The organism is Paenibacillus sp. YAE3 (assembly GCF_057546105.1).
This window is the reverse complement of record NZ_BAAIYF010000008.1, coordinates 191,589-216,616: the sequence shown is the minus strand read 5'-3', so window position 1 is coordinate 216,616 and position 25,028 is coordinate 191,589. Positions and strand designations below refer to the sequence as shown.

General features: G+C 53.5%; 22 protein-coding genes and 1 other RNA gene. 18 read left to right on the top strand and 5 right to left on the bottom strand.

The features are described 5' to 3' along the window. The first annotated feature begins 14 nt into the window (after positions 1-14). From dnaG to rnpB, 5 genes are all read left to right on the top strand, one after another. A complete protein-coding gene (gene dnaG, locus AC27KL_RS17220) occupies positions 15-1,835 on the top strand; it encodes a DNA primase (RefSeq protein WP_339324078.1) in 1,821 nt (606 codons plus the stop codon). A gap of 41 nt (positions 1,836-1,876) precedes the next feature. Then, a complete protein-coding gene (rpoD, locus tag AC27KL_RS17215) occupies positions 1,877-3,013 on the top strand; it encodes an RNA polymerase sigma factor RpoD (protein WP_339324079.1) in 1,137 nt (378 codons plus the stop codon). A 288-nt stretch (positions 3,014-3,301) separates the two neighbouring features. Further along, positions 3,302-4,078 carry a tRNA (adenine(22)-N(1))-methyltransferase gene (locus AC27KL_RS17210; protein WP_487170454.1) on the top strand — a complete coding sequence of 259 codons (777 nt, stop codon included), beginning with the start codon at positions 3,302-3,304 and terminating at the stop codon, positions 4,076-4,078. Further along, the gene (locus AC27KL_RS17205) at positions 4,054-5,175 is read left to right on the top strand and encodes a Nif3-like dinuclear metal center hexameric protein (protein ID WP_487170453.1); all 1,122 of its coding nucleotides are present in this window, start codon (positions 4,054-4,056) and stop codon (positions 5,173-5,175) included. The genes AC27KL_RS17210 and AC27KL_RS17205 overlap by 25 nt, the downstream gene beginning before the upstream one ends. Positions 5,176-5,267: 92 nt before the next feature. Next, an RNA gene (gene rnpB, locus AC27KL_RS17200) (RNase P RNA component class A) lies at positions 5,268-5,679 on the top strand. A 634-nt stretch (positions 5,680-6,313) separates the two neighbouring features. Here rnpB and AC27KL_RS17195 read toward each other — a convergent pair. Beyond that, positions 6,314-8,203, bottom strand: a complete 1,890-nt coding sequence (locus AC27KL_RS17195) for a S8 family peptidase (protein ID WP_487170452.1) — start codon at positions 8,201-8,203, stop codon at positions 6,314-6,316. Between the two features lie 230 nt (positions 8,204-8,433). Here AC27KL_RS17195 and AC27KL_RS17190 point away from each other — a divergent pair, with 230 nt between their 5' ends. Next, the gene (locus tag AC27KL_RS17190) at positions 8,434-8,940 is read left to right on the top strand and encodes a YpuI family protein (RefSeq protein ID WP_339324083.1); all 507 of its coding nucleotides are present in this window, start codon (positions 8,434-8,436) and stop codon (positions 8,938-8,940) included. Positions 8,941-9,022: 82 nt separating this feature from the next. On the opposite strand, the gene AC27KL_RS17185 is transcribed toward AC27KL_RS17190, so the two are convergent. Beyond that, positions 9,023-9,982, bottom strand: a complete 960-nt coding sequence (locus AC27KL_RS17185) for a family 43 glycosylhydrolase (protein ID WP_487170451.1) — start codon at positions 9,980-9,982, stop codon at positions 9,023-9,025. A gap of 237 nt (positions 9,983-10,219) precedes the next feature. Here AC27KL_RS17185 and AC27KL_RS17180 point away from each other — a divergent pair, with 237 nt between their 5' ends. The 5 genes from AC27KL_RS17180 (at position 10,220) to thiI (ending at position 14,315) form a co-directional block, all read left to right on the top strand. Beyond that, entirely contained in the window at positions 10,220-10,441 is a 222-nt protein-coding gene (locus AC27KL_RS17180; protein WP_487170450.1) for a DUF1540 domain-containing protein, read from the top strand. A gap of 44 nt (positions 10,442-10,485) precedes the next feature. After that, positions 10,486-10,875, top strand: coding sequence for a hypothetical protein (locus AC27KL_RS17175; protein ID WP_036712287.1), 390 nt, complete (start codon positions 10,486-10,488; stop codon positions 10,873-10,875). A gap of 204 nt (positions 10,876-11,079) precedes the next feature. Beyond that, positions 11,080-11,802: a lytic transglycosylase domain-containing protein gene (locus AC27KL_RS17170; RefSeq protein ID WP_487170449.1), complete on the top strand. Its 723-nt coding sequence runs from the start codon at positions 11,080-11,082 to the stop codon at positions 11,800-11,802. A 127-nt stretch (positions 11,803-11,929) separates the two neighbouring features. Beyond that, positions 11,930-13,084, top strand: a complete 1,155-nt coding sequence (locus tag AC27KL_RS17165) for a cysteine desulfurase family protein (protein ID WP_487170448.1) — start codon at positions 11,930-11,932, stop codon at positions 13,082-13,084. A gap of 1 nt (position 13,085) precedes the next feature. Then, a complete protein-coding gene (gene thiI / locus AC27KL_RS17160; protein WP_487170447.1) occupies positions 13,086-14,315 on the top strand; it encodes a tRNA uracil 4-sulfurtransferase ThiI in 1,230 nt (409 codons plus the stop codon). A gap of 80 nt (positions 14,316-14,395) precedes the next feature. Here the strand turns inward: thiI and AC27KL_RS17155 are convergent, their stop codons facing one another. Beyond that, positions 14,396-15,088, bottom strand: a complete 693-nt coding sequence (locus AC27KL_RS17155; protein WP_487170446.1) for a TerC family protein — start codon at positions 15,086-15,088, stop codon at positions 14,396-14,398. Positions 15,089-15,218: 130 nt separating this feature from the next. Between AC27KL_RS17155 and AC27KL_RS17150 the strand changes: the two genes are divergently transcribed. The 5 genes from AC27KL_RS17150 to AC27KL_RS17130 all read left to right on the top strand — a co-directional run bounded on the left by AC27KL_RS17150 (position 15,219) and on the right by AC27KL_RS17130 (position 20,082). After that, positions 15,219-15,878, top strand: coding sequence for a TerC family protein (locus tag AC27KL_RS17150; RefSeq protein ID WP_339324090.1), 660 nt, complete (start codon positions 15,219-15,221; stop codon positions 15,876-15,878). Between the two features lie 192 nt (positions 15,879-16,070). After that, the gene (locus tag AC27KL_RS17145) at positions 16,071-16,580 is read left to right on the top strand and encodes a hypothetical protein (RefSeq protein ID WP_339325081.1); all 510 of its coding nucleotides are present in this window, start codon (positions 16,071-16,073) and stop codon (positions 16,578-16,580) included. Between the two features lie 141 nt (positions 16,581-16,721). Continuing rightward, positions 16,722-18,563: a translational GTPase TypA gene (gene typA, locus AC27KL_RS17140; RefSeq protein WP_339324091.1), complete on the top strand. Its 1,842-nt coding sequence runs from the start codon at positions 16,722-16,724 to the stop codon at positions 18,561-18,563. A gap of 51 nt (positions 18,564-18,614) precedes the next feature. Then, positions 18,615-18,911, top strand: coding sequence for a YlaH-like family protein (locus tag AC27KL_RS17135; protein ID WP_212947181.1), 297 nt, complete (start codon positions 18,615-18,617; stop codon positions 18,909-18,911). Positions 18,912-19,005: 94 nt separating this feature from the next. Further along, positions 19,006-20,082 (top strand): LCP family protein, encoded by a 1,077-nt coding sequence (locus AC27KL_RS17130; protein ID WP_487170445.1) that lies wholly within the window; start codon positions 19,006-19,008, stop codon positions 20,080-20,082. A 278-nt stretch (positions 20,083-20,360) separates the two neighbouring features. On the opposite strand, the gene AC27KL_RS17125 is transcribed toward AC27KL_RS17130, so the two are convergent. After that, the gene (locus AC27KL_RS17125) at positions 20,361-20,933 is read right to left on the bottom strand and encodes a YhcN/YlaJ family sporulation lipoprotein (protein WP_339324093.1); all 573 of its coding nucleotides are present in this window, start codon (positions 20,931-20,933) and stop codon (positions 20,361-20,363) included. Between the two features lie 108 nt (positions 20,934-21,041). Here AC27KL_RS17125 and AC27KL_RS17120 point away from each other — a divergent pair, with 108 nt between their 5' ends. Together AC27KL_RS17120 and AC27KL_RS17115 are read left to right on the top strand one after the other, a co-directional pair. Further along, the gene (locus AC27KL_RS17120; protein ID WP_339324094.1) at positions 21,042-22,373 is read left to right on the top strand and encodes a PhoH family protein; all 1,332 of its coding nucleotides are present in this window, start codon (positions 21,042-21,044) and stop codon (positions 22,371-22,373) included. Positions 22,374-22,556: 183 nt separating this feature from the next. Beyond that, positions 22,557-23,804 carry an extracellular solute-binding protein gene (locus tag AC27KL_RS17115; protein ID WP_487170444.1) on the top strand — a complete coding sequence of 416 codons (1,248 nt, stop codon included), beginning with the start codon at positions 22,557-22,559 and terminating at the stop codon, positions 23,802-23,804. A gap of 15 nt (positions 23,805-23,819) precedes the next feature. Here AC27KL_RS17115 and AC27KL_RS17110 read toward each other — a convergent pair whose 3' ends face one another. After that, positions 23,820-24,920: a coiled-coil domain-containing protein gene (locus AC27KL_RS17110; RefSeq protein WP_487170443.1), complete on the bottom strand. Its 1,101-nt coding sequence runs from the start codon at positions 24,918-24,920 to the stop codon at positions 23,820-23,822. Between the last annotated feature and the right edge of the window lie 108 nt (positions 24,921-25,028).

Genomic DNA, 25,028 nt, shown 5'->3' with positions numbered 1-25,028 from the left:
TGAAGGTGGTTTGGATGAATGCCGGACATGGCAATATACCGGAAAAAGTGATCGATGCGGTGCTGGACAAGCATGATATCGTCGATACGGTAAGCAGGTACGTTCATCTGACCAAGCAGGGGAAATACATGAAAGGCCTCTGCCCGTTTCATTCGGAGAAAACCCCCTCTTTTACGGTGACGCCGGATCGGCAGATTTTCTACTGCTATGGCTGCGGCAAGGGCGGAAATGCCATCAAATTCAGGATGGAAATCGAAGGGTTATCCTTTCCCGAGGCCGTCAAACTCATGGCGGAAGAAAGTCATATCGAACTGCCGGAAGGACCAGGGGCTGTCGTGATTCCTCCGAATCCGGAGCGAGACCGTCTGCTACAGGCCTACGAGTGGACTGCCAAATTTTATCACTATTTGCTCAAAAACACGGAGCATGGCAAAGCGGCGATGGACTATTTGCGTTCGCGCGGCTTTAACGACAAAATCATCGATCAGTTTCAGATCGGCTATGCCCCGGACCGTTGGAATACGATTGTTCAGTTTCTGACCAATCGATCCTTCGACTTGCAGGAGATGGAAAAAGGCGGGCTGTTGTCCAAGCGAAGCGACGGGGAAGATTATATCGACCGCTTTCGGGGCCGCGTCATGTTTCCGATCTGCGACCGCAACGGCAAAGTCATCGCTTTTGCGGGCAGGGTGCTCGGCGACGGACAGCCGAAATATTTGAATTCGCCCGAAAGCAAGCTGTTCAACAAAAGCCGGATTTTGTACAATCTTCATCAGGCCAAACCGTCCATCCGCAAGCTGCGGCAAATCGTATTGTTCGAAGGATACGGCGACGTGATTTCGGCTTGGGAAGCAGGCGTGCAAAACGGCGTGGCCACCATGGGCACCTCGCTCACGGAAAGCCATGCGGCCATGATGAAAACGATGGCGGAGGAGATCGTCGTTTGTTACGACGGGGACCGGGCCGGACAAGCTGCTGCAATGAAGACCATTCCGCTTCTCGAGGGAGTCGGTCTGAGGGTGAAAATCGCCGTCATTAACGAAGGCCTCGATCCGGACGAATTCATCCGGCAATACGGCGGGGACCGCTTTAAGCGTCAGATCATCGACGGAGCGGTTTCAACGACGAAATTTAAGCTTATATATCTGAAAAAAAACCATATACTGCTAGAAGAAGACGGGAAAATCGCGTATACGAAGGAAGTGCTTCCGATTATCGCGGGACTGCCTTCATCGACCGAGCGGGAAGTTTATTTAAAGGAACTTGCCGCGGAGCTTGAGCTTTCCTTCGAAAGCCTGAAGCAGGATTGCAACGAGATCCGCCAATCCATGTTAAAAAACGCGCCGGATGGGGATAATAACGACAAAAGGTGGAATAATGGTAGGCATAAAAAAGGGCAGGTGTCCGCACCTGTTTTACTGCCGGCATACCATACTGGAGAACGGCGCCTTTTGGCCATGATGCTGCAGGATGCCGAAGCCGCGAGCTACGTGCAAAAAAGGCTCGGCGACGCATTTAACATTGATGATCATGCAGCGATTGCTGCTTATCTATATGCCTATTACGCACAGGGCAAACCCCCGGATATCAGCCGCTTCATGTCGTTTTTGCACGATGACCGTCTGGAGAAGACCGTTAGCTCCATCTCTATGATGGATACTCCGCCGGAGTGGAACGTGCAGGAGCTTGAGGATTGCATTCGGGAAGTACAGAAAGTTCCGCAGAAAAAACAGATCGACAAGAAGAGAGAAGAAATGATCATTGCCGAGCGTTCAGGGGACTTTTTGCGTGCTGCACAAATTGCAAGTGAGATTATAGCCCTAGAGAGACAATAAAGAACAGGCTTGAATGTTTCTAGGGAGGAGGGAGTCGAGTTATGGCGAATGATCAGCATACTGAACTAGAGACAGAGTTTACGCTTGATCAGGTAAAAGACCAGCTGATTGAACAGGGTAAAAAAAGATCTTCTTTGAACTACAAAGACATTATGGAGAAACTCTCTCCATTCGATCAGGACGCTGAACAGATTGACGAATTTTATGAACAGCTCGGCGATCTTGGCATTGAAGTGGTCAACGAAAGTGATGAAGACGACAACCCTCTTCACCATCCGTCCGATGATCACGAGAATGGCGACAGCGACGATTTTAACTTTGACGACGACCTGTCCTTGCCGCCAGGCATCAAAATCAACGACCCCGTCCGGATGTATCTGAAGGAAATCGGCCGCGTACCGCTCCTTTCGGCAGACGACGAGGTGGAACTGGCGAAACGGATCATGAACGGGGACGAAGAAGCGAAACGCCGGCTTGCGGAAGCGAACCTGCGTTTGGTGGTCAGCATCGCGAAACGTTACGTCGGCCGCGGCATGCTGTTCCTCGATTTGATTCAGGAAGGCAATATGGGCCTGATCAAAGCGGTCGAGAAATTCGACCATAATAAAGGATTCAAATTCAGTACGTATGCAACCTGGTGGATTCGTCAGGCGATCACCCGCGCCATTGCGGACCAGGCGAGAACGATCCGGATTCCGGTTCATATGGTGGAAACGATCAATAAGCTGATCCGGGTATCCCGTCAGCTGCTGCAGGAATTGGGACGCGAACCGACGCCGGAAGAAATCGCGGCCGAAATGGAGCTCAGCGTAGAGAAGGTTCGGGAAATCATGAAAATCGCCCAGGAGCCGGTATCGCTTGAAACGCCGATCGGCGAAGAAGACGATTCGCATCTTGGCGATTTTATCGAGGATCAGGAAGCGCTCGCTCCAGCGGACGCTGCAGCTTACGAGCTTCTGAAGGAACAGCTGGAGGACGTGCTCGATACGTTGACGGAACGCGAGGAAAACGTTCTTCGTCTCCGCTTCGGCCTCGATGACGGCCGGACGAGAACGCTGGAGGAAGTGGGCAAAGTGTTTGGCGTCACGCGCGAACGCATCCGCCAAATCGAAGCCAAGGCGCTGCGCAAACTGCGCCATCCTAGCCGCAGCAAACGGCTGAAAGATTTTCTCGAATAAATTCATGTTCAGACCTTCTGCCGCATGCGCAGACAGGTCTTTTTTTCCGCCTTTTTGCCGATAAAGAAAATAGGATTCGCGGTTTTTCTTGCTTTTAGAACTATTTCCTTTATTTGTTGTTTTTATTTTAGCGCTTTTTCCAAGCCAATGCAAATGAGATGACCCGATGACTCGGCGCTATCCGGACTTAAGCCGATCCTTTCGGCTTCGTGCATTTGCAGGATGCGCACGGGTTTGATACGGTATAAAAAGGATATAAAAACCAAAAAAAAGATGCGTGGGTGCGATATGAAATTATCAAGAAGACTAGAGACGATCATGAAGCTCATACCAAAGGAAAGCGCGCTGGCGGACATCGGTTCGGACCACGCGCTGCTGCCCGTGGCTGCGGTGCAATCCGGGCGGGCCGTCCGGGCCGTGGCCGGAGAAGTGAACGACGGGCCGTTGCAAGCCGCCGCCAAACAAGTGGCGGAAGCCGGCCTTGCGGACGTCATTTCGGTCCGCAAGGGCGATGGCTTGGCGGTGATCGAAGCGGGTGAGGCCAACGTCGTGACGATTGCGGGTATGGGGGGCAGCCTGATCGCGAACATTCTGGATCGCGGCGAGGACAAGCTCGAACAAGTCGAACTGTTGATCCTGCAGCCGAACGTCGGGGAGGACATTCTCCGCCGGTGGCTCATGGAACATGGCTGGCTGCTGACGTCCGAATGCATTTTGGAAGAAGACGGGAAGATATATGAAATTTTGACCGCGGTTCCCGAACTTTCGGACCAGCGAATCAGCAATCGCCTGTTATATGAAGACCAGGAATGGCCGAAAAGCAGCGGCGAAGGCACCTTTACGGTGACCCGGGACCTTCTGCTGCGCATGGGACCTTGGCTGCTCAAGGAGCCGACGCCGGTTTTGATCGACAAATGGAACCAAGAGCTGGATAAGCTGCAGGGCATTTTGGACTCGTTGTCCGCCTCGAAGCTGGAATCCGCGGCACTAAAAGCAAAACAGGTGCAGATGGAGATGGATCAGATCAAGGAGGTACTCGCATGTTTGCAAAAGGACAGACCGTAATTCAATATATGGAGCAGCTGGCTCCCAAACATTTGGCTTATCCGGACGACAAGGACCGGATCGGGCTCCAGCTTGGAACGTTGCAGAAAGAAATCCGCACGGTGATGGTCGCGCTGGACGTCAACGAAGAGGTCGTCGACGAGGCGATCCAAGCGGGGGCCGATTTGATCATTGCCCACCATGCGATCATTTTCCGTCCATTAAGGCATATTCAAACCGATTCTCCCGCGGGGAAAGTATATGAGCGGCTCATCAAGCATGATATAGCCGTATACATCGCGCATACCAATCTCGACAACGCCGAATGGGGCATGAACGATTGGATGGCGGAAGCGCTTGGCATCCAAAATCCCGTGCCTGTTGACGAAACCCAGCGGGAACAGCTCTACAAGCTGGTCGTGTTCGTTCCGGCGACCCATGCCGACCAGGTCCGCGAGGCGGTGCTGAATGCAGGTGCCGGATCGATCGGGAACTACAGCCACTGCAGCTTTAACGTCGACGGTACCGGAACCTTTTTGCCGCAGGAGGGTACGAACCCCTTCCTTGGTTCCGTCGGCAAAATGGAGCAGGCCGCGGAAGTGCGGATCGAGACGATCGTGCCGCACGGCATCCGCGGCAGCGTCATTCAGGCGATGCTTAAAGCGCATCCTTACGAAGAGGTCGCTTACGATGTGTACCCGCTTGATTTGAAAGGGAAGGCATACGGTCTTGGCAGAACCGGGAAGCTGGAGTCGGAGATGACGCTTGCTGCGTTTGCGCAGGTCGTCAAAGAAAAGCTGGACGTGCCTCATGTCCGCGTTGTCGGCGATCCCGACCGGGTCGTCAAAAAAGCGGCCGTCATCGGCGGATCCGGCAGCAGATATTACCAGGCGGCCCGTTTCCGCGGGGCCGACGTGCTCGTCACGGGCGACGTCGACTACCATACGGCGCAGGATGCATTGGCAGCGGGGATCGCTTTGATCGATCCGGGGCACAATGCCGAAAAAATCATGAAGGCGAAGGTTGCGGATTGGCTGCAGGAGCAGCTGGACAAACATCGGTACGACACGAAAGTGATCGCGTCGGCCGTCAATACCGAGCCGTTCCGCTTCATGTGAATTCGCATCCAGGCGAAATCCTCCAATGCTTCCAGACAGTTGAGGATTGAAACGAATTCGAATTCCTAGTATACTATAATATAGTTGTCCGGAAAGTTTGACAGACAATCGCTGGCGGCGCGTAAGGCGCCGCGAGAGGAAAGTCCGGGCTCCATAGGGCAGGGTGCTGGATAACGTCCAGTCAGCGCGAGTTGAAGGATAGTGCCACAGAAATGGACCGCCGATGGCCGCTCATGCGAGCGGATCAGGCAAGGGTGGAACCGAGGTGTAAGAGACCCCGAGGAACGCTGGTGACATCGTTCCTGGTAAACCCCACCTGGAGCAAGACCTAATGGAACGCAGCTTCTTGATTGAAGCAGCCTTTGCCCGAGGCGCGTTCGGGTTGGTCGCTTGAGCCAATCAGCAATGGTTGGCCTAGATAGATGATTGTCGCTCATCTGCGGGAGGGTAGTTCCCGTCCGTACCGCAACGAGCACAGAACCCGGCTTACGTAAAACTTTCCAAACTGCAACAACTGTATCATTCATTTGAACTCGTTTGAAGGCGGCATGTCCGGTTGTACCGGAATGCCGCCTTTTTATGTTGCTTTCTTTTCCGGGTCTGAAAGACGAGCCTGATTTAGTCAAACACCTCGTAAACAAGGGCATTCGTACAAACAGAGGCGATTCAACCATAATAAAATGTACTAAATCACGAAAGGAGCTGTTTACAAATGCATCCTCATTGCTTCCACTGTCCGCCAACGGACCCCGTTTATACAGATCCATCCGTCGTTTACCAGGATTATTATTATCCTCAAATCGTTCCTGTCGTCCACACGGTTCAAATCGTGAAAAGACATCATTGCGTACCCGTACCCAAGCATATTTGCAATTATGTCGTGAAAGACGAATATACGGGCCCTGTGACGACAAGCATGAAACGCAATTCTCGGGGCGGCAGACGTTAACCCCGCATTTCGCCTTCGATCGGCTGACCTGGCAAACGGCCGGGCTTGACTTCAAGTTTTGCCACGCGAAACATCGATTTGGTCCGAATAAGATATGAACAAAAAAAAGCAATCCGCCGTGAAGGGCTGATTGCTTTTTTTTTGAAGGCCTTTTAAGGCGCAGGCGGATATTGTAACCCGCCTCCAAACTTACGGGCCCGGTTGAACGACCGACTCCATCTTTTTTTGAACATGCTGCGGCCAGAACTGGAGCGGCGCTTCCGTCGTTCCTGCGGCTTGCAGCGCTTTATAGATGTCGATCAATCCGTAGCCGTAATATTTATCTTTTCCTTTGGGTCCAAGATCCACGGTGCTGCTGCGCATGATTTCCATCACCTGTTTGTTGGTGAGGTCCGGATTCTGGGAACGGATTAAGGCGGCCATGGCAGCGACATGCGGGCTTGCCATCGAAGTTCCCGACAAGGCCGCATACTGGTTCCCCGGATAGGTGCTGGCGATGCTGGTTCCGGGGGCCGCCACATCGATGTAATCCCCGTAGTTCGAATACGATGCGCGCTTCAGGTTGGAGTCGGTCGCCGCAACGGCAAGCACTTCCGGATAAGCTGCGGGATATCCCGGACGTTCCGTATTGTCGTTTCCGGAGGCGGCGACGAGCACGACGTCCTTATCGAAGGCGTATTTGACGGCATCGTGCAGAAACTGCGAATCCGCGTAGTTCCCCAGGCTCATGTTGATGACCTTAGCGCCGTTGTCGGCCGCCCAGATGATGCCTTCGGCAACCGAATAGGTCGTGCCCGACCCCGATTTGTCGAGCGCTTTGACCGGAAGCATTTTGTTGTACCAGCTGATGCCTGCAACGCCTTCGTTATTGTTGACCAGCGCGCCGATGATGCCCGAGACATGCGTTCCGTGGCCGACGTCGTCCATCGGGTCGGATGCCGGGTCGATCACGTTGTATCCGGTCATCAGCTGGCCCTGCAGGTCGGGGTGATCCAAATCGACGCCGGTATCCACGATCCCCACGATCACGTCGCCGCTGCCGCGGGATAGATCCCAGGCCTGGTTCGTTTCGATGGCGGGCAGGTTCCATTGGTATTTTGCGAACAGCAGGTCGTTCGGCACGTTGGGCAGGCTGCTTGTTTTCTCCCTGATTTTGTCGTTGGTCATGTACAAATAGTGGGGTTCGACATATAACGGATTCCAGTTTTTCAAAAAGTACGATTTGAGCTGGCTGTAGTCCATGCCGCTGGCATGAAACACATAAGCGTAACCCAGTTTGCGCGAGGATTCAGCGCGAAGCTCTCCCATGATGCGGTTCATCTCTTGCCGGGTAGGATCCTGGCGGAAACGCACGACGATTTCGTTTTCATAAAAATGGCTCGCTTTTTCGTTGTCGTGCCCCGTACGGACGGTAATGTCCCGCAGCGTATCGGCATGAACCGACTCCACCTTGTATTTTCCCTCTTTCGGGTACGGGATGAGCCGCAGGTTTTTTTTCTGGTGGTTTGCCACTTCGGTCAATATTTTTTGGTTCATCAGGGCGATCACGCCTTGCTTCGGCTTGTTCTTGGAGGGTTCGGCCATCACGAAATATTGTTTTCCGTCCAGTTTGAAGGAAGGCGATTCGTAGGAACGCTGCTGTTGGATGCTGCTTTCCGCCTTGTTTAAATATCCCTTCAGTGTTTTCCTGTCATCGGCGCTCCAGTCGTTTTTGGCGGCGTCGTATACGCGCTGCTTGCCGTGTTTGGCGTCCTGCCATATGATCATGGTAAAATGATCATGTGATTTCTGCAGCTTTCGGATATCGTCCGTAATTTGCGCCGGACCCGCATCGCCGAGTCTTTCGATCATCGAAACCAAATGCTGCTTGGCGTCCAGGCGGGTTAAGCGGTCCGTTGAATCGATGTCTTGCGCCATCAAGCTTTGCTTGGACATATGTTCCTGCTTCGGGTTCGGTACGACCGGCTCCGAGGCCATCTTGCGGGTATGGGTATCGGCGGAATGGGGCACCTGCATCACGAGAAGCAGCGCTGCGGCCGCTGCGGCAATGCCGATGCCCGCCCAAGTGCGACGGGACATAAGATAAACCTCCTGAAAATGAAATTACCTTTATCGTGAGGAAAGAAGGGGCATTTTATTCTTGCGTTCAGGGGAGGCTGTTTTTGTCCGGGGCGTTTCCTTCAAAAGGGATACCGCTTTACCATGATTTGTGTTAGGATAGTACATGGAAAAATGATGCTGTAAAGCGGTTTATTTGTATGATGCCAGTATTTGGACTGAAGGAACCATTAAGGGGGAGCAAATTAGCGATGTCAGCAGGTAATGTTCAAAAGTTGTGTGAGACGACGAAGGAGAAGCTGAAGTATGCGATCGAAAAGCTGGAGGTATTTCTGAACGAATACTCGCTTCCGCAGCTGGCCGCAGACGCCAACGAGGAAACGGTTCATTTTTACAAAGGGTTTTTGTCGGATTTGCGCCATCTGCTCGTATTTTGCGAGGTTTCTTCGGAGAAGCTTGGGGTCGCGCTGCGCCGCGCCAATTTCGACGCCGAATTCGCTGAGAAAGCTCTCTATAACGTATATCACCACTGCGTGAATAACTTTTTTTACCCGAAAAGCGAAAGCTATTCCGAGGATGGCCGCTACGCTTATACCGGGCAAGACGCGATCCGTTTCCGCGTGAAACCTGTGCGTCCGGTGCGGGACATTATTCTGGACATTACGAAAGTGTTCGAAGACCTTAGAGACGACCTTACCTATTATGAAAGCGACTATTTGACGGAGCGCAGAATGCAGAACCAGCGTTCCCATGCATAAAACCGCCAATCGAGTGCGAACATGCAAAAGCGAGCCCCGGGGAATTCCGAGACTCGCTTTTTTGTATGCCCGACGCTCGTCCTCAATTATAATACGGCCAGCCGTCCGCATCCCAATACAAGTCGCTGATGAGCAGCTTCGGCGCTCCGTTCTCCGCCGCGCTGTACGCATGCCGGGCGATGACGTTCGTGCCGTTCACGTCTTGTCCACCGGGCCCGATCCAAGCGACGTTGCCGCTGTCGATGACGGTAGCCCCGCCGTTTTTCATATCGACCCCGTTTTTGTCGTAGAACGGTCCCAGCACGCTTTTGGAACGGCCGACCGCCACTTTGTAAGTGCTGTCTAGGCCGGAGCAGCATTTGCCGATCGATACGAACAAGTAATAATAGCCCGTATCGCGGTTGTATACGAGATTCGGCGCTTCGATTCCTCCCGATTTGGTGGCAATCCGATAGGAATTGCCCGTCGGTTTCATCGTATCCTTATTGATGGCCGTGATGTAAATTCCGTTGCTCCAGGAGCCGAATACCATCCATAGGTTTCCTTTTTCGTCCTGCGTCACGTTGGGGTCGATCGCATTGTAATTGGAAGCGTCATTCGAATACATGACGAGTCCCTGGTCTTTCCATATCCCCCCGGAAATCGAATTTGTCGTGACGAGGCCGATGGCGGATACTTTGGAACCGAACGTGGAGATCGCATAGTACAAATAATACGTCCCGTTGTAATAAAAAATGTCGGGCGCCCAAACGTCCAATCCCGCTTGATTCGGTACATAATTGCTCCACCACGCCGGCTTTTCCTTGAAGATCGGGAGCGAGCGCTGATAGTTTTTCCCGTCGGTGGAGTAGAGGACCTGAATGCCTGATCCGGTACTGAAAACCCAGTGGGTTCCCGTGCCGTTCTCCACGATGTAGGCTGGGTCGTGAACGTTGGTGTCACCGGTCAAATTCCAGGTTGAAGCGCTTACAGGAGCGATCGTTTGAAGAAGAAGCATGGCAGACAATAACAGTAAGACAATGATTTTTTTCTTTTTCGGCATGATGGCAAGTCTCCTTTCCGTTTTTCAGATACTTCACTAAAATATAAAATGATTTAATCTTTATTGAAATTTACATCAAATTGGAAGCGCTGTCAACGATAAAATGAAGTTCCGTTTTTCCTTGCCATACATGCCCCCGCCATCCTTGATTTATATACTCCGGCCAGCAACTGACAAGGGCTTTGCGGTATATATGACCGTTCGCAAGGAGACAATGGTATGTGAGGTGACCTAAACATGAATGATCCAAGAACCGTTGTCCGATGCAGCGTCAGTAACTGCAGTTATTGGGGCGAGCAAAACGTCTGCAAAGCCGAACAGATTCTGATTGAAATCGACAAACATGCTTCTGCGAAGTACAGCGAAGAGTTCGGGCACGAGCATTTCGCCGAGCATAAGGACTATGCTCCGAATTCTTCCGCTACCTGCTGCCTGACGTTCAAACCGAAATCATCTTAACCGCAGTCCGCATTTTCACCAACCAGTTGCAGGGAGGTATTCCGATGGACGATTTACGCCAACATGAAGAGCAAGAGCAGCCGCAAAAGGAACAAGAGCTTGAGCCGAAGCGGGAACGCCAGGATTTTCCGCGCCGCGACAACCACCGGGAGGAATATGCCGCCGAAGTTGCGCCGCCGAAATCGACCCGTTACGAAATCGACGAGAGCACCGATGGGGAGCAGGAAGACACTTGGGGCAGAACAGCCGGCTACATCAGCGTAGCTTGCGGCGTCGTATCCCTGTTTATGTGGTCCATCGTTCTCGGACCGATTGCCGCGGCAACCGGCTTCTACGCTTACTCCAAAGGAAAAAAAGCGTGGGGTGCCTGGGGCATGGGGCTTGGGATTTTGGCCACGATCAGCTATTTTGTCCTTATTCCGTACGCAAGATAATTTGCCGGCCAAGACCGAAGGCGTCCTTCCTGCTGCAAGCAGCAGAGGGGCGCTTTTTTATGGATGTTGATCCGTTTTCGGATGAGAAGAAGGAGAATTGTCAAAATACATAATATTTCGCGGAAATATGGCGTACATCGCCGGTAGCATGATAAAATAACGTAAAGCATTCCATTACATTGATGAAAATGAGGTTATGTTAGCATGCAGATCGATTCGGCAACCGCGAAGCAGCCGTCTTCGCTTCAGGATACCAGCCGTATTCAAAATCGGGACGAGCTTATCCAAGAGATTCTGCAGAGCGGGAGCGGCTCCGGTTTTGACGTCATGTTGAAGCAATACGTGCAGTCGTCTATAGATGGTCCATCAAGCAGTGATGCGTCGGTTCACCCCAAGGCGCCCGGCGTGACGTACAGCGACGGATTGTTGTGGCAGCAGCTTAGCCCGTCGGCAAACGCGGAGGCCTCGGACATCCGCCCGGAAAGCCGGCATGCCGTGCAAAAGTCGGGCCCGACGGCCTATGACGACCTGATCCGGGAGGCCAGCCGCAAATACGGCGTCGATGAAGCTTTGATCAAAGCGGTGATCGACACCGAGTCTTCTTTTAATCCGAACGTCGTGTCGTCGGCCGGGGCGAAGGGGCTGATGCAGCTGATGGACGGAACCGCCGCCGGACTTGGCGTCACCGATCCGTTCGATCCCGCCCAAAACATCGATGCGGGCACGCGTTATCTTTCTTATCAGATCAAGCGGTTCGACGGACAGGTGAACATGGCATTGGCCGCATACAACGCCGGGCCGAACCGGCTCGCCAAGCTCGGGGTATCGACCGATGCACAGCTGATGGACAAACTTGACATGCTTCCGCTGGAGACGAGAAAATATATCCGCAAGGTTGCGGATGCGCGCTTAAAATACGAAGCATAAAACGATAGGCAAACTCAATACGGGATCAAACGGGGGAAAACGGGTTACGGACTTCATTTGGCAAAACGAACCTTCCGTTTGATCTCTTTATATTGTCCGGAAAATACGCATGGGAGGGTGAGTGAACATGGTATATTGGGATCATGCGGCCAGCACGCCGCCATATGACGAGGTCATCCAAACGATGGCCGAGGTCATGAAAAAACATTACGGCAACCCATCCTCCATCCACCGCATGGGGGAAGACGCGGCGAAGCTGATCAAAAGGGCGCGGGAGGTATGCGCGGCGTCCCTCGGCGTGAAACCATCCGAAATCGTTTGGACCTCGGGAGCGACCGAAGGCAACAACATGGCCATCAAAGGGGCGGCGATGCAATACGCAGGCCGCGGTAAACATATCGTCACGACGTCCATCGAGCATCCTTCCGTCTACGACAGCTGCCTTGCGCTGGAGCGTCAGGGATTCGAGGTGACGTTTTTGCCCGTTGACGGCAAGGGAAGGGTCGATCCGGCCGAGGTTGCATCCGCGGTCAGGAAGGACACGATCCTGGTCAGCGTCATGCATGTGAACAACGAAACGGGAGCCGTTCAACCGCTTGAGGAGATCGGGCGGGCGGTAAAAGAAGCCAACCCTTTGACGGTGTTCCATATCGACGGGGTCCAAGGATTCGGGAAGCTGCCGGTACGGTTGGAGGCGTGGAGAGCCGATCTTTATACATTATCGGCCCACAAAATCCGCGGTCCGAAAGGAACGGGGATCCTGTACAAGCGGGAAGGGATTTCCCTCCATCCGCTTTTGACGGGAGGTAAACAGGAATCGGGCATGCGGGCCGGGACCGAAAATATCCCCGGTATCGTGGCGATGGCGAAGGCGATGCGGATGGCCTCCGAGCAAACCGAGACGTTTATGGCGCGGGTCGGGGCGTTGCGGGACGAGCTTATGGCTTGGATCCGCACCCAGCCCTGCCTTGAGCTGAACAGCTTCGAGGAAGGGGCTCCGCATATCGTCAACATGTCTTTCCCGGGGATGAAAGGCGAAGTGCTGCTTCACTCGCTGGAGGAGCACGGGGCGCTCGTTTCGACCAAATCAGCCTGCTCGTCGAAAACGGCAGAGCCTAGCAAGGTGCTGCTGGCGATGGGGCGGAGCGCGGATGCCGCTTCGAGCGCCGTCCGGATCAGCATGGGATTGACCAATACGCATGAGGAGCTGCAGCAGCTGATCCGCGCGTTAAGCGATGCGGTAAACCGGCTGCAGCCGTTAAGACAGGAAGGAATGAATTAATTTGAAATACGATATGCTGCTTCTCCGTTTCGGAGAGCTTACGTTAAAAGGAAGAAACCGGAACCGTTTTGAAAACACGGTGTTAAAGCACGTCAAATCGGTGCTTCGCCCATTTCCGGCCGCAACGATCCAAAAGGAATACGGCAGATTGTACATCGTGATCAACGGCGAGGACGCGGAGTCGATGATCAAGGAGCTGAAAAAAGTGTTCGGCCTTTATTCGGTCAGCCCGGTTATCGTCTGTCCGTCGGAGCTGGACGCCATCGTCGAGACAAGCACCTCCTTTTTGAAGCAAATGCCGCTGAAAGACGGCACGACCTTCAAGGTTTCGGCCCGGCGGGTATGGAAAAAGTTCCCCCACTCCTCGCATGAAATGAACCATTTGGTGGGAGCTCCGCTGCTGCAGGAATTCGAACAGCTCAAAATCAGCATGAAGGATCCCGAATTAGAGCTGCGGATAGAAATCCGCGAGACCGGCACGTATATTTTCTGCGAGGTGATTCCCGCGGCCGGCGGCTTCCCGCGCGGAAGCAACGGCAAAGCCATGCTGCTGCTTTCCGGGGGCATCGACAGCCCCGTCGCCGGTTATTCCGCGATGCGCCGCGGCTTGGAAGTGGAGGCCGTCCATTTCTACAGCTATCCTTTCACGAGCCGGAAGGCCAAAGAAAAAGTGATGGAGCTCGCCAAGATGCTTTCGGGCTACTCGGGCCGAATAAAAATCCATCTCGTTCCGTTTACTGAAATCCAGACCTCTTTTACGACCGTCGGCCAGGATAATTTGATCATTACGCTGATGCGACGCTCCATGCTGCGGATCGCCACCATGCTGGCGGAACGCGAAGGCGCGCTTGCGATCGTGACCGGCGACAGCCTCGGACAGGTTGCGAGCCAGACGCTGCCGAGCATGAACGTCATCGGCCGCGCGACGGAGCTTCCGCTGCTGCGTCCGCTGGTCACGATGGACAAAAACGAAATCATGGACATCGCCAAGCAAATCGGCACGTATGATCTTTCCATCCTGCCGTATGAAGACTGCTGCACGCTTTTTGTGCCGAAGTCTCCGACGACCAACCCGAACCTGCACGTGGTCGAACGGATCGAGGCTTCGCTGGAGAATCTGCCGGCCATGCTGGAGGATGCGGTACGGCGTACCGAATCGGTCGTGCTGACGCCAAGGTCGGTCATTGAAACGGACCGCGACGAGGAAACCATCCAGGAAGATTGGTTTTAAGCTTCCGACATGCCAAAAGCCGCCCCAGGCGTATGCCTGGGACGGCTTTTTTGAGTAAAACGCGGCTTGCTTTCGCGTCCTCAACCGAACGAATTTTCGTTCTTCTTTTTTCGCTGGTCCGACCGTTTTTTCAAAAATCCGGCTGTCAGCACGCCGATAATGACGACCGCCATAAATGCGATCCGGATCGCCGGATGGTCTTCGAAGAAGGGATGGATCCGTTTTTCTTCCGTGATCATTTTGGACGCGGTAAACCCTAACACGGCCGATCCCAGATAGATGATCCAGGTGAAACGTTCGATCAATTTGATGAACAGCGTGCTGCCCCATACGACGATCGGCACGCTGATCAGCAGACCGAGGATGACGAGCACGATATTTTGCTCAGCTGCACCGGCAACCGCGATGACGTTGTCCAGTCCCATCGCCGCATCCGCCACGATGATCGTCCGTATCGCTCCCCACAATGTGCGCCCCGCTTTAATATCGGTGTGGTCGTCATCGTCCACCAGCAGCTTGTAGGCGATGCCGATCAGCAGGATGCCGCCGACCAGAAGCAGCCACGGGATTTTCAGCAGCCATACGACCACGATGGTCGCGATGATTCGAAGAAGGACAGCCCCTCCGGTTCCATAAAAAATAGCCTTTTTCTGCGTCGAGGACGGCAGGTTCCTCGCAGCCAGGCCAATGACGATGGCGTTATCGCCAGCTAAAATGAGATCCAAAAACACGATATTGACCAATTTGGCCAAAAATGGCAGTACAGCTTCCACATTGGGTCACTCCTCGTCTGACTGTAAACGGAGCCTGATAAATCGGATTCATTATAGGATAATTTTTGAACGATAGTCAAGCATAGCTTGGACGCCGAAGGCATAGGAGTAAGTGTGGGGGTGTTGACCGTTGGATTCGATATGGCTGCTTGTCCAGATCCTGATGATCAATTTGGTGCTAAGCGGGGATAACGCCGTCGTCATTGCGCTGGCGAGCAAAAATTTGCCGCCGCGGCAGCGGAAACAGGCGGTATGGTGGGGCGCGCTCGGCGCGGTCGCCCTCAGATGCGTCCTGACGTTCGTCGCCGTCCTTCTGCTGAAGATCCCGTTCGTTCAGGCAGGAGGAGGCGCGCTTTTGTTCTGGATCGCGTACAAGCTGCTTGCAGACGACAAAGAGGACGTCCGGATGGGCGGCTCCGCATCGATGTGGAAGGCGGTGCGCAGCATTTTGGCCGCGGATTTCATCATGAGCCTCGATAACGTGCTGGCTCTGGCGGGCGTGGCCAACGGGGATTTGGCCCTGCTCGTGATCGGGATCGCGATCAGCATTCCGATCGTCGTTTTCGGGAGCAATTTGATCGTCGGGCTGCTGCACCGTTATCCCGTGCTCGTTTATTTAGGGGCGGGCATCCTGGGCTACACCGCCGGAGAGATGCTGCTGCAGGACTCCCGGACGGGAATGCTGCTTTCGTCCCTCATGCCCGAGCTGCACAAGCTGGTACCCGCGCTGCTGACGGCGCTGATCATAGCCGCCGGAGGGTTCCGGAGGCTGTCGCTCCGCCGTTCATAGCTTACCCGCAAAAGCCGGTTCATACCGGCTTTTTTTGTTTGAGGTTTTTTACAATTTCCATCACTTCTGCTGTAAAAAATTTACGGGACGAATATGGTTTTTTCGTTCTATTTCAGATAAACTAATGGTGAAAAGATGTCGTTTGCTGCAGAAACGAAACGCAAAGGTACAGGAGAAAAGAGGGTGGAGAAAATGTCCTCCAAAAACGATGTAAGGCTTGGGCTGTTTATCGTGATTGCCGGGGTTGTCATTTTGTTGGGGAAATTGGGCGTGTTCGGTTTTTTGGGACGCACCTTATGGCCGTTTGCGATCATCATCGTCGGCTTGCTGCTTCATCTGCTGTTTTTCGGCAAAAGGGCACGGGCGTACGTGCTGATTCCGGGCGGCGCGCTGGTCGTATACGGTTTGCTGTTCGCCATTTGCAATTTTTGGGGGTTCGACCTGCTGTCGTATCTTTGGCCGGTGTTTTTGCTCGGCATTGCCGTGGGTGTATACGAATACCATATGTTCGAGTCGCCCAAACCGGAGGGCGTCCTGCTGATCGCGCTGTTTCTCGGCGTCGTGTCCTTGGTGCTGCTCTTCTTTACTTTGCTCCATACCGGGGCGATTTACGTGCTGGCCGTTCTGCTCATCGCGCTGGGCATATGGTTCATTTCTGGCAAAGGGAGATCCCGCGGCAACAAGTGGAACCGGGGCTGGTAGTAAATACAAAAAGCTTGTTTTTTTCTGAAATTTCACTATAATATAAGGGATATGTTGAAGCGTCGGCATTACCGCCCGGCGCTTCTTTTGGTGAAAGACATTCTGCATTGATTTGAAAGGGAAAGGATCTGGATAAACGTCATGCATTCAAGAGATAAAATCCGCAACATTGCAATTATTGCCCACGTTGACCATGGTAAAACGACGCTGGTAGACCAGCTTTTGCAGCAATCCGGCATTTTCGGGGAGCACGAGCATTTGCAGGAGCGGGCTATGGACTCCAACGATTTGGAGAGAGAACGCGGGATTACCATTTTGGCCAAAAATACGGCGATTACGTATAAAGATTATTTGATTAACATTGTCGATACTCCGGGACACGCCGACTTCGGCGGCGAAGTGGAACGGATCATGAAAATGGTCGACGGCGTTCTTTTGGTGGTTGACGCCTATGAAGGCTGCATGCCTCAGACCAAATTCGTGCTTCGCAAAGCGCTTGAGCAAAACCTGACCCCGATCGTCGTCGTCAACAAAATCGACCGTCCGGCAGCGCGCCCGGCGGAAGTGATCGACGAAGTGCTCGATCTGTTCATCGAACTCGAAGCCAACGACGATCAGCTTAATTTCCCCGTAGTGTACGCTTCCGCCTTGAACGGCACATCAAGCATGGATGCAGAAAAGCAGGATGAAAACATGCTTGCCTTGTACGAAACGATCATCGACCATATTCCGGCTCCGACCGAAAAAGTGGATGAGCCGCTGCAATTTCTCGTGACTTTGATGGACTACAACGAATATCTCGGCCGCATCGCGATCGGACGCGTCAACCGCGGCATCATCAAGCAAGGACAATCCGTGACGGTCATTATGCGCGACGGCAAAAGCAAGACGGCCCGCATCGAGAAGCTGTTCGGTTTCCAAGGCTTGAAACGGATCGAAATCGAAGAAGCCGGAGGCGGGGACATCGTGGCCATCGCCGGCATCAAAGACATCAACATCGGCGAAACGATTGCCGACCCGCAGAATCCGGAAGCATTGCCGGTGCTTAAAATCGACGAGCCGACGCTGCAAATGACGTTCCTCGTCAACAACAGCCCGTTCGCGGGACGCGAAGGCAAATGGGTCACCTCCCGTAAACTGCGCGAACGTCTGATGAAAGAGCTTGAAACGGACGTCAGCCTGCGCGTGGAAGAAACCGACAGCCCGGATGCGTTCATCGTTTCCGGACGTGGCGAGCTTCACCTCGGTATCTTGATCGAAAACATGCGCCGCGAAGGATACGAGCTGCAGGTATCCAAACCGGAAGTCATCGTGCGCGAAATCGACGGCAAAAAGATGGAGCCGATCGAACGCCTCATGATCGACGTGCCTGAAGAAAGCATGGGCGCGGTCATGGAAAGCCTCGGTTCCCGCAAAGCGGAAATGGTGAACATGATCAATAACGGAAACGGACAGGTGCGTTTGGAATTCCTGATCCCTGCCCGCGGCCTGATCGGCTACCGCACCCATTTCCTGACGCTGACGCGCGGATACGGCGTGATGAACCACGCATTCGACAGCTACGGCCCACTACACAGCGGTCAAGTCGGCGGACGCCACCAAGGCGTGCTCGTATCCAGCGAGAACGGGACAAGCACGTTCTACGGCATGATGAGCGTCGAGGACCGCGGCATCCTGTTCCTGGAGCCGGGCACCGAAATTTACGAAGGCATGATCGTCGGCGAACATAACCGCGATAACGATATCGTCGTCAACATCTGCAAGGAGAAACAGCTCACAAACGTGCGCTCGGCGACAAAAGATGATACAGTAAAAATGAAGACGCCGCGCATTTTCTCCCTAGAGCAGGCGCTGGAGTACCTGAACGACGACGAGTATTGCGAAATTACGCCGAAGTCGGTCCGTCTCCGCAAGAAAATTTTGAACAAAAGCGAACGCGAGCGTGCCGAGAAGCACCGCAAAATGGCCGAAGCCAATCTGTAATGAACGAATGGGCCGGTCCGCCGGCCCGTTGCCGAAAGGAGTGTACCGCACATGCAAGCCTGGTTTGCATCGCATCCAGTCGTGTCTTACATTATCATTTTCGTGTTGATTACGTACGTCTACAATAAAGTGTTCCGCGTCAAGCAGAAGCTTCCCCTGCTGAAGGAAATATTGCTGTATATCCTGATGGCGCTCGGATCGGGGATGCTGCTCATCTTCCAGCATGACAAGCTTCCGATCATCCAGTGCCTGCTTGTTGCGGTAGCCCTGATGCTTCTGGTGCGCGTCCGGTATTTCGTGGAAGGCCGCCAGAAAAAGAAGGCGGAGGCAGCAGCAAAAAGAGGTTAATCCGCTGCAACCCTTGCGGCTCTTTTGAAACTTTTTTCGCGGCGTCGTCGTTTATAGAGAGAATAACTCAAAATAAATGAAAAAGGTGTTTGAGATGAGTCCCAGCAATAATCATTTACCTCCACGATCTCAAAGTGGCAGCAGACAGAGCAAACAGCCGCCTAAAAAGAAAAAAAAGAAAAGCGGATTAAGAACATTTTTGAAATTGGTGTTGAGCGTGGTCATTTTGGCCGTGCTATCCGTAGGCGGTTACGCCGGTTACCTGTATTTCGAAGCCGAAAACGGCGTGCTCAACACCGGAAACAACAATCCGGTTCCGCCCGAAAAGTCGGCTAAAGTGAAGCCGGTGACGATGCTGCTGCTTGGCACGGATTACCGTCCGAAAACCGGCACGCATCTGTCCGACGTCATCATGGTGACCGCGTTTAACCCGGATACCAAAACGGTAACGGTCGTTTCGCTCCCGCGCGACACGAAGATCGAGCTAAAGGGCTATAAGTCGAATAAGGCGAACGCCTATTATCCGATTTTCCTGTCGAAGGAGAAGGAATCCGGCGTCAAAGCGACAGACGAAATGAAGACGATGATGAGCAAGTATATGGACATTCCGATCGACTATGTGACGGTGTTGAATTTCCAAGGGTTCCGGGATGCCGTGGACGCTTTGGGCGGCGTGGACATCAACGTCGATGCCGACATGTGTTACCGCGACACCGCCGACGGCACGAATATTAACCTGAAAAAAGGCGAGCAGAAGCTTGACGGGACGAAAGCGCTGGATTACGTGCGTTACCGCAAATCCAACTGCCGTCCGAAGACGAAAGCTTCCGACGATTTTGACCGCAACCGCAGGCAAAACGAAGTGCTGCACGCGCTGATCGACAAAATGCAAACCTTCAAGGGCGTAACGAGCCTGGGCGGCGTTCTGAAAGCTATGGACAAAAACATGGAAACCGACATCGAAAACGATCAGCTTAAAAACATGATCGCCACCTATTGGAAGGTGAACAAGGAAGACGTCAAGTTCATGCCGATTACGGGCACGTGGAGAAGTCCTTACGTTTACGTGAACGACGGGGAGCTTGACAAAGCAAAACAAGCGCTGAAAGACGAAATGTCGGGGAAAGGCAAACTTGTCCAGGCGGACGGAGCCGAAAACGCGAATCCTTAAAACTTGGGTGCAATATTTGCGAAGCCACCTAATATAATAGAGTACACTGGAACCTGTACAGGAGGTCGGTAAAGATGTCCGAAGCAGTTGCACGTTGCACTCATCCGTTATATGCCATCCAACCGAAAGCAGCAGCTGCCGGCCTGCCGGTTCTTAAGCAGGACGCCGTTGCTTGCGTCCGCATGCAAATAATGAAAAAGCCTAGTGAGTATCTCACTGGGCTTTTTCTTCATTTCGCGCGGAAAATGTTGCGTTTTGCTGAATTTTCCCTCGAGTCATTAGCGGTTAGGCGTCGGAGCAGCCGGGGGAGTTCCGTTGTTCCGCGGCTTGACGTCCTTAGGAAGCTGGGGAACGATTCGTCCGACGATGTCGGCGAGCTCGGAAGCGAAGCCGGATACTGGTTCGCCTTTCCGGATATGCTCGCCGATCTCGGCGATTCTGTGCGACAAATCCATGTCGGCGGTCACGAGCGCGTTTTTCCCGCGCGGATCCTTGCGGAGCGCTTCGGCAACCGAATATTTGATGTTTCCTACGCGGGAGCGGGTAAGGTTGCCGTCCACGTCGATGCCGACGACCGCCGTGTTGCCGAACACGACCGCATGCGCCTTTTTGACGCCGGCCACGCGTTCGGCCAAAGCTTCCAGATGGTTTTTGATCGACAAATCGGCGGCCTGGTCTGTCGTATGATCCGCGGCGTTGCCGGTTGATTGCAGCCTAACCCGGTTATCGTTGGCAGAGGCGGCCGCCGGACCTTGTTTATTTTGAGGAGAGGGTGATGCGTTTTTGTTCTGAGCGTTGTTACAGCCGCTAATGACAGCCAATGCCAGCACGGCAAGCAGAAGCATTCTCATATGTGATCGTCCTTTCCAGGTCATAGATTCTAATGGCGAATTGTAATTTAGGATGTCCATGACGGAATAATTTATGTGTTCATTATGAGTTTGGTGGAGGGAGAAAGTATGAGAAAAATATTTGTGCTCGATACCAATGTGCTGCTTCACGACCCCAAAGCGATTTATGCTTTCGACGAGCATGAAGTCGTCATTCCCGCCGTGGTGCTGGAAGAGATCGATTCCAAAAAACGCAATGCGGACGAAATCGGCCGCAATGCGCGCACCGTGTCGCGCCTGCTCGATCAGCTGCGGGAAGTCGGGCATCTGCACAGCGGGGTTGAATTACACAACGGCGGCCGCCTGAAGGTGGAACTGAATCATCGAAGTTTTCTCAAGGTGCAGGAGATGTTCGGGGAAATTACCAACGACAACCGCATACTCGCCGTGGCCTTGAATTATCATATGGAAGAGGGCGAAAAAGAGGCTCCCTCCGAAGTCGTACTCGTCAGCAAGGACGTGCTGGTCCGGATCAAAGCCGACGTGCTGGGCCTCAATACGCAGGATTATTTGTCGGACCGGACGGCGGGACCGGACGATCTTTACGCAGGCAACCTCAAGCTGAAGGTGCATCCGTCGGTGATCGACGAATTTTATTCGTACCGCTTTTTGCCGGTCAAGCCGCTCCAGCTCTCCTATCCGCTTCATCCGCATGAATTCGTCATTCTCAAGGATGAAATGGGCAGTACGAAGTCGGCGTTGTTAAAGGTGAATGCCGAGGGCACCCGGCTGGAGCCGCTGTATTTGAGCAACGACCCCGTCTGGGGCATATGTGCCCGAAACGCCCAGCAGCGCATGGCCCTGGAGCTTCTGCTGAACGACGACATTCCGCTCGTCACCATCACGGGGAAGGCGGGCACGGGGAAAACGCTGCTGGCGCTGGCGGCGGGGCTTATGAAAGTGGAAGACGAGCACAAGTACAAAAAACTGCTGATCGCCAGGCCCGTCGTGCCGATGGGCAAGGATATCGGATATCTCCCCGGGGAAAAGGACGAGAAGCTGCGTCCATGGATGCAGCCGATTTACGACAACCTGGAGTTTTTGTTCGATACGAAAAAATCGGGCGACATCGACAAAATCCTGATGGGGCTCGGCAGCATCCAAGTCGAGGCTTTGACCTACATCCGCGGCCGGTCCATCCCGGGGCAGTTTATCATCGTGGACGAAGCGCAAAATTTGTCCCGGCATGAAGTCAAAACGATCGTATCCCGGGTTGGTGAAGGAAGCAAAATCATCCTGATGGGCGATCCCGAACAAATCGACCACCCGTATCTGGACGCATCCAGCAATGGCCTGACTTATATCGTCGAAAAGTTCAAAGCCGAACAGATCAGCGGTCATATTACGCTCGAAAAAGGGGAACGCTCCAAACTGGCCCAATTGGCGGCGGATTTGCTGTAGAGGAATGCACAGCGGCATAAAGTCCTGGATCATCTGCCCGTCATGGAGCATACGATCCAGGGCTTTTGATCATTTTAAACGGGAGAAGTCAAACATTTCCAACAAAAAGTAGGACAAGCGCCCTACCTTTTTGATAAACTATGAGTGGTGGATGAAGCAATTCTCCGAGGAGGCGGGGCCGATTTGAAGCGGAAAAATTACTGGTTTTTGTTTGCCATCCTGCTGCTGTCATTGACGAGCTTGTCGCAGGGCCAAAATTTGACGTCCGACAGCAGCCGCGGCGAAGAGAGAAAAACGAGCGTCTGGAATCCGCAGCCTGCCTCGCCGGAGGATACGGAATCCAAGCCGATCCGGGTCGTCACCCACGTCAATGAATCCGATTTCAATACATTGCTCGATTTGAACAAGGCTTTCGTCAGCGAAACCGGAATACAGGTCGAACTGAAAAACATGCCGGATGCCGACGCTTACCGACAGCTGACGGGCGCGCTGAAGGTCGGCGAAGGGCCGGATATTATGCTGGTCAACAGTCCGTGGATCCATCCGCTGGCGCTCGGCGGTTACATATTGCCTGCAGAATCCTATCAGAGCAGCACGACGGGGAGCGACGTGATCAGCCCGATTTCCCAAATGCTTGAATGGAACGGTTATCAGTGGGGCGTGCCGCTGGACATGGACCCTTACGTGCTGGTGTGGCGGAGGCAAGCTGCTTTGCCGGGGAGCGGCGAAGCCTTGCCGGGAGACAAGGAATGGAAGGAATTCGCCGCCAAGCTGGAAAGCCGCAAGGATAAACAAACGATCGCCCTTCCTGCGGGAGACGCGTATGCTTTTGCTGCTTTCATGGGGGCTTTCGGGACGGAGAATCCGGTCAATCCTTCGGACGAAGCGATGGAAGCCATCATGAAACTCCGGCCCTCCATCCGATTCATCCCAAACGGCGATATGCCAAAAGCCTGGTCGAGCCTCAGTGAAGGGGGACTTGCCTTGATGTCCGTACCTTACTCTGCTGCCTCCCAGGCGAACGTGGATCGTATGGGGTTCCGGGTGCCGGAGCGGCTGTACGCGGCCAATCCGTTTTTGCTGCGCGGGCGTTCCTTCGCCGTATCCTCGCAGATCGAGGATCCCGGCAAAGCCGCCGGCTGGATCGCCTATATGACGTCGGATACGTCCCTGAACCTGTGGACGGATTCCACGGGATATTTGCCGGTCCGTAAAAAAGAGTATGCGCAGGACGGTTTCCCGCCGGCCAAACCGCCGCTTTCGCTCGACCGTCTGCTGCAGCCAAGCGAAGGCGGGGCTTTGGACCGTTCGCTGCAGTCGAAATGGAACGATTTTGCGGCTGCCGCGAAGCTTTTCCTTTCCGGCAAAAGCACCGACGTGCAGTACAGGGAGGCCATGGGCGGACGCCCGAATGAAAAAGCTTCGGAATGATATGTCCGAGGCCATCTACATGGACAGCTTTAAGGTCACATGCAGAACCTGATCCGTACTGCTGACTTCCGTCGCTTTGACGAACGATACGATTTGCTGCGGATAAAAGCCGAGGTCGAACTCGCTTTCGAGCTGGCGGCAGGTCGTGTCGGGCAGCTCCAGTCCGTTGAACACGAGCTTGTCGACATGGAACAGGATCGAATTTTCGGGTTCGTTTTCGATGCTGTAATGTCCCTCGACCTGCAGGGTCAACGTGCCGCTTTTTCCTTCCGCCACCACTTTGCCGTCCCGGAAACGGAAAGCGAAATTTTTGAAAAGCTCGTTTTTGCTGACCAGAAATTCGTTCAGGTCTTTTTCCTGGACTTCGATCGTATAGGTGGTGCCGTTCGTCCGAATGGCGCCTTTTTTGCTTTGGATAAATTCGGGCAAATCGTTCATGGCCGACGCAAGCGCCGAGAAGTAACGCTTCACCTCGTAAATCCCGATGTTTTCCCAATAGGCCGTAAACTCCGAAATCATTTTTTTCATCGCTTCCGGATCGCTGCTGTCGGCCAGATCGCCGTCAAGCTCCTTTTGGAGCGCAAGCACGCGTTCTTTCTGGCGTATGAGATTGTTTTTGATTTGCTCCAGCTGGCGATAGGAATCCTCAAGCCGCCGCTTCGTTTCCTGAATGCCGGCGTATTCGGACCGATAGGCATCCAGCACCGTTTTGTCCTGATCCATGATCATGTCGTAAAAGTCGTATATTTCGAGAAGTTCGCCGATGCTTTGGGCCGACAAAAACATGGCGAGCAGATTGTCCCTTTCGCCCATATAGTAAGCCCTGACGACGGCGCCCGCCCGTTCTTGACGGCTTTCGATTTGTTTTTCCTTCTCTTCGAGCTGGATTTGAAGCTCGTCGATTTCTTTTTGCGTTTTTCCCTGCCGGCTTGCGATGCGCTCGATTTCATGGTCGATTTCCACGATCGAAAGCCCTTTTTGCAGCAATTGCTGCTGCACCGCATCCTCCGGAATTCCGGGGTCAGCTAGTAGCGTCCGCTGCGGATGCAGCAGGGAGAGGAGCAAAATCGGCACGATCAGAACCAACAGCCGTTTTTGCCTCAAGATGCCCTTCACAGATTTTCCCCCCTCCAGGCAAGACCTTAAACAACGTGATTGCCAGTCCCATTGTCAACTATATGCATGGGCAGCCCATTTCATAATCCCGATCGAGGCTTCAACCGG

Bases quoted from the DNA above. Each gene is read 5' to 3' on its own strand.
- dnaG (WP_339324078.1), top strand. From the start codon at position 15: ATGAATGCCGGACATGGCAATATACCGGAAAAAGTGATCGATGCGGTG.
- rpoD (WP_339324079.1), top strand. From the start codon at position 1,877: ATGGCGAATGATCAGCATACTGAACTAGAGACAGAGTTTACGCTTGAT.
- AC27KL_RS17210 (WP_487170454.1), top strand. From the start codon at position 3,302: ATGAAATTATCAAGAAGACTAGAGACGATCATGAAGCTCATACCAAAG.
- AC27KL_RS17205 (WP_487170453.1), top strand. From the start codon at position 4,054: ATGTTTGCAAAAGGACAGACCGTAATTCAATATATGGAGCAGCTGGCT.
- AC27KL_RS17195 (WP_487170452.1), bottom strand. From the start codon at position 8,203: ATGTCCCGTCGCACTTGGGCGGGCATCGGCATTGCCGCAGCGGCCGCA.
- AC27KL_RS17190 (WP_339324083.1), top strand. From the start codon at position 8,434: ATGTCAGCAGGTAATGTTCAAAAGTTGTGTGAGACGACGAAGGAGAAG.
- AC27KL_RS17185 (WP_487170451.1), bottom strand. From the start codon at position 9,982: ATGCCGAAAAAGAAAAAAATCATTGTCTTACTGTTATTGTCTGCCATG.
- AC27KL_RS17180 (WP_487170450.1), top strand. From the start codon at position 10,220: ATGAATGATCCAAGAACCGTTGTCCGATGCAGCGTCAGTAACTGCAGT.
- AC27KL_RS17175 (WP_036712287.1), top strand. From the start codon at position 10,486: ATGGACGATTTACGCCAACATGAAGAGCAAGAGCAGCCGCAAAAGGAA.
- AC27KL_RS17170 (WP_487170449.1), top strand. From the start codon at position 11,080: ATGCAGATCGATTCGGCAACCGCGAAGCAGCCGTCTTCGCTTCAGGAT.
- AC27KL_RS17165 (WP_487170448.1), top strand. From the start codon at position 11,930: ATGGTATATTGGGATCATGCGGCCAGCACGCCGCCATATGACGAGGTC.
- AC27KL_RS17145 (WP_339325081.1), top strand. From the start codon at position 16,071: ATGTCCTCCAAAAACGATGTAAGGCTTGGGCTGTTTATCGTGATTGCC.
- typA (WP_339324091.1), top strand. From the start codon at position 16,722: ATGCATTCAAGAGATAAAATCCGCAACATTGCAATTATTGCCCACGTT.
- AC27KL_RS17135 (WP_212947181.1), top strand. From the start codon at position 18,615: ATGCAAGCCTGGTTTGCATCGCATCCAGTCGTGTCTTACATTATCATT.
- AC27KL_RS17130 (WP_487170445.1), top strand. From the start codon at position 19,006: ATGAGTCCCAGCAATAATCATTTACCTCCACGATCTCAAAGTGGCAGC.
- AC27KL_RS17125 (WP_339324093.1), bottom strand. From the start codon at position 20,933: ATGAGAATGCTTCTGCTTGCCGTGCTGGCATTGGCTGTCATTAGCGGC.
- AC27KL_RS17120 (WP_339324094.1), top strand. From the start codon at position 21,042: ATGAGAAAAATATTTGTGCTCGATACCAATGTGCTGCTTCACGACCCC.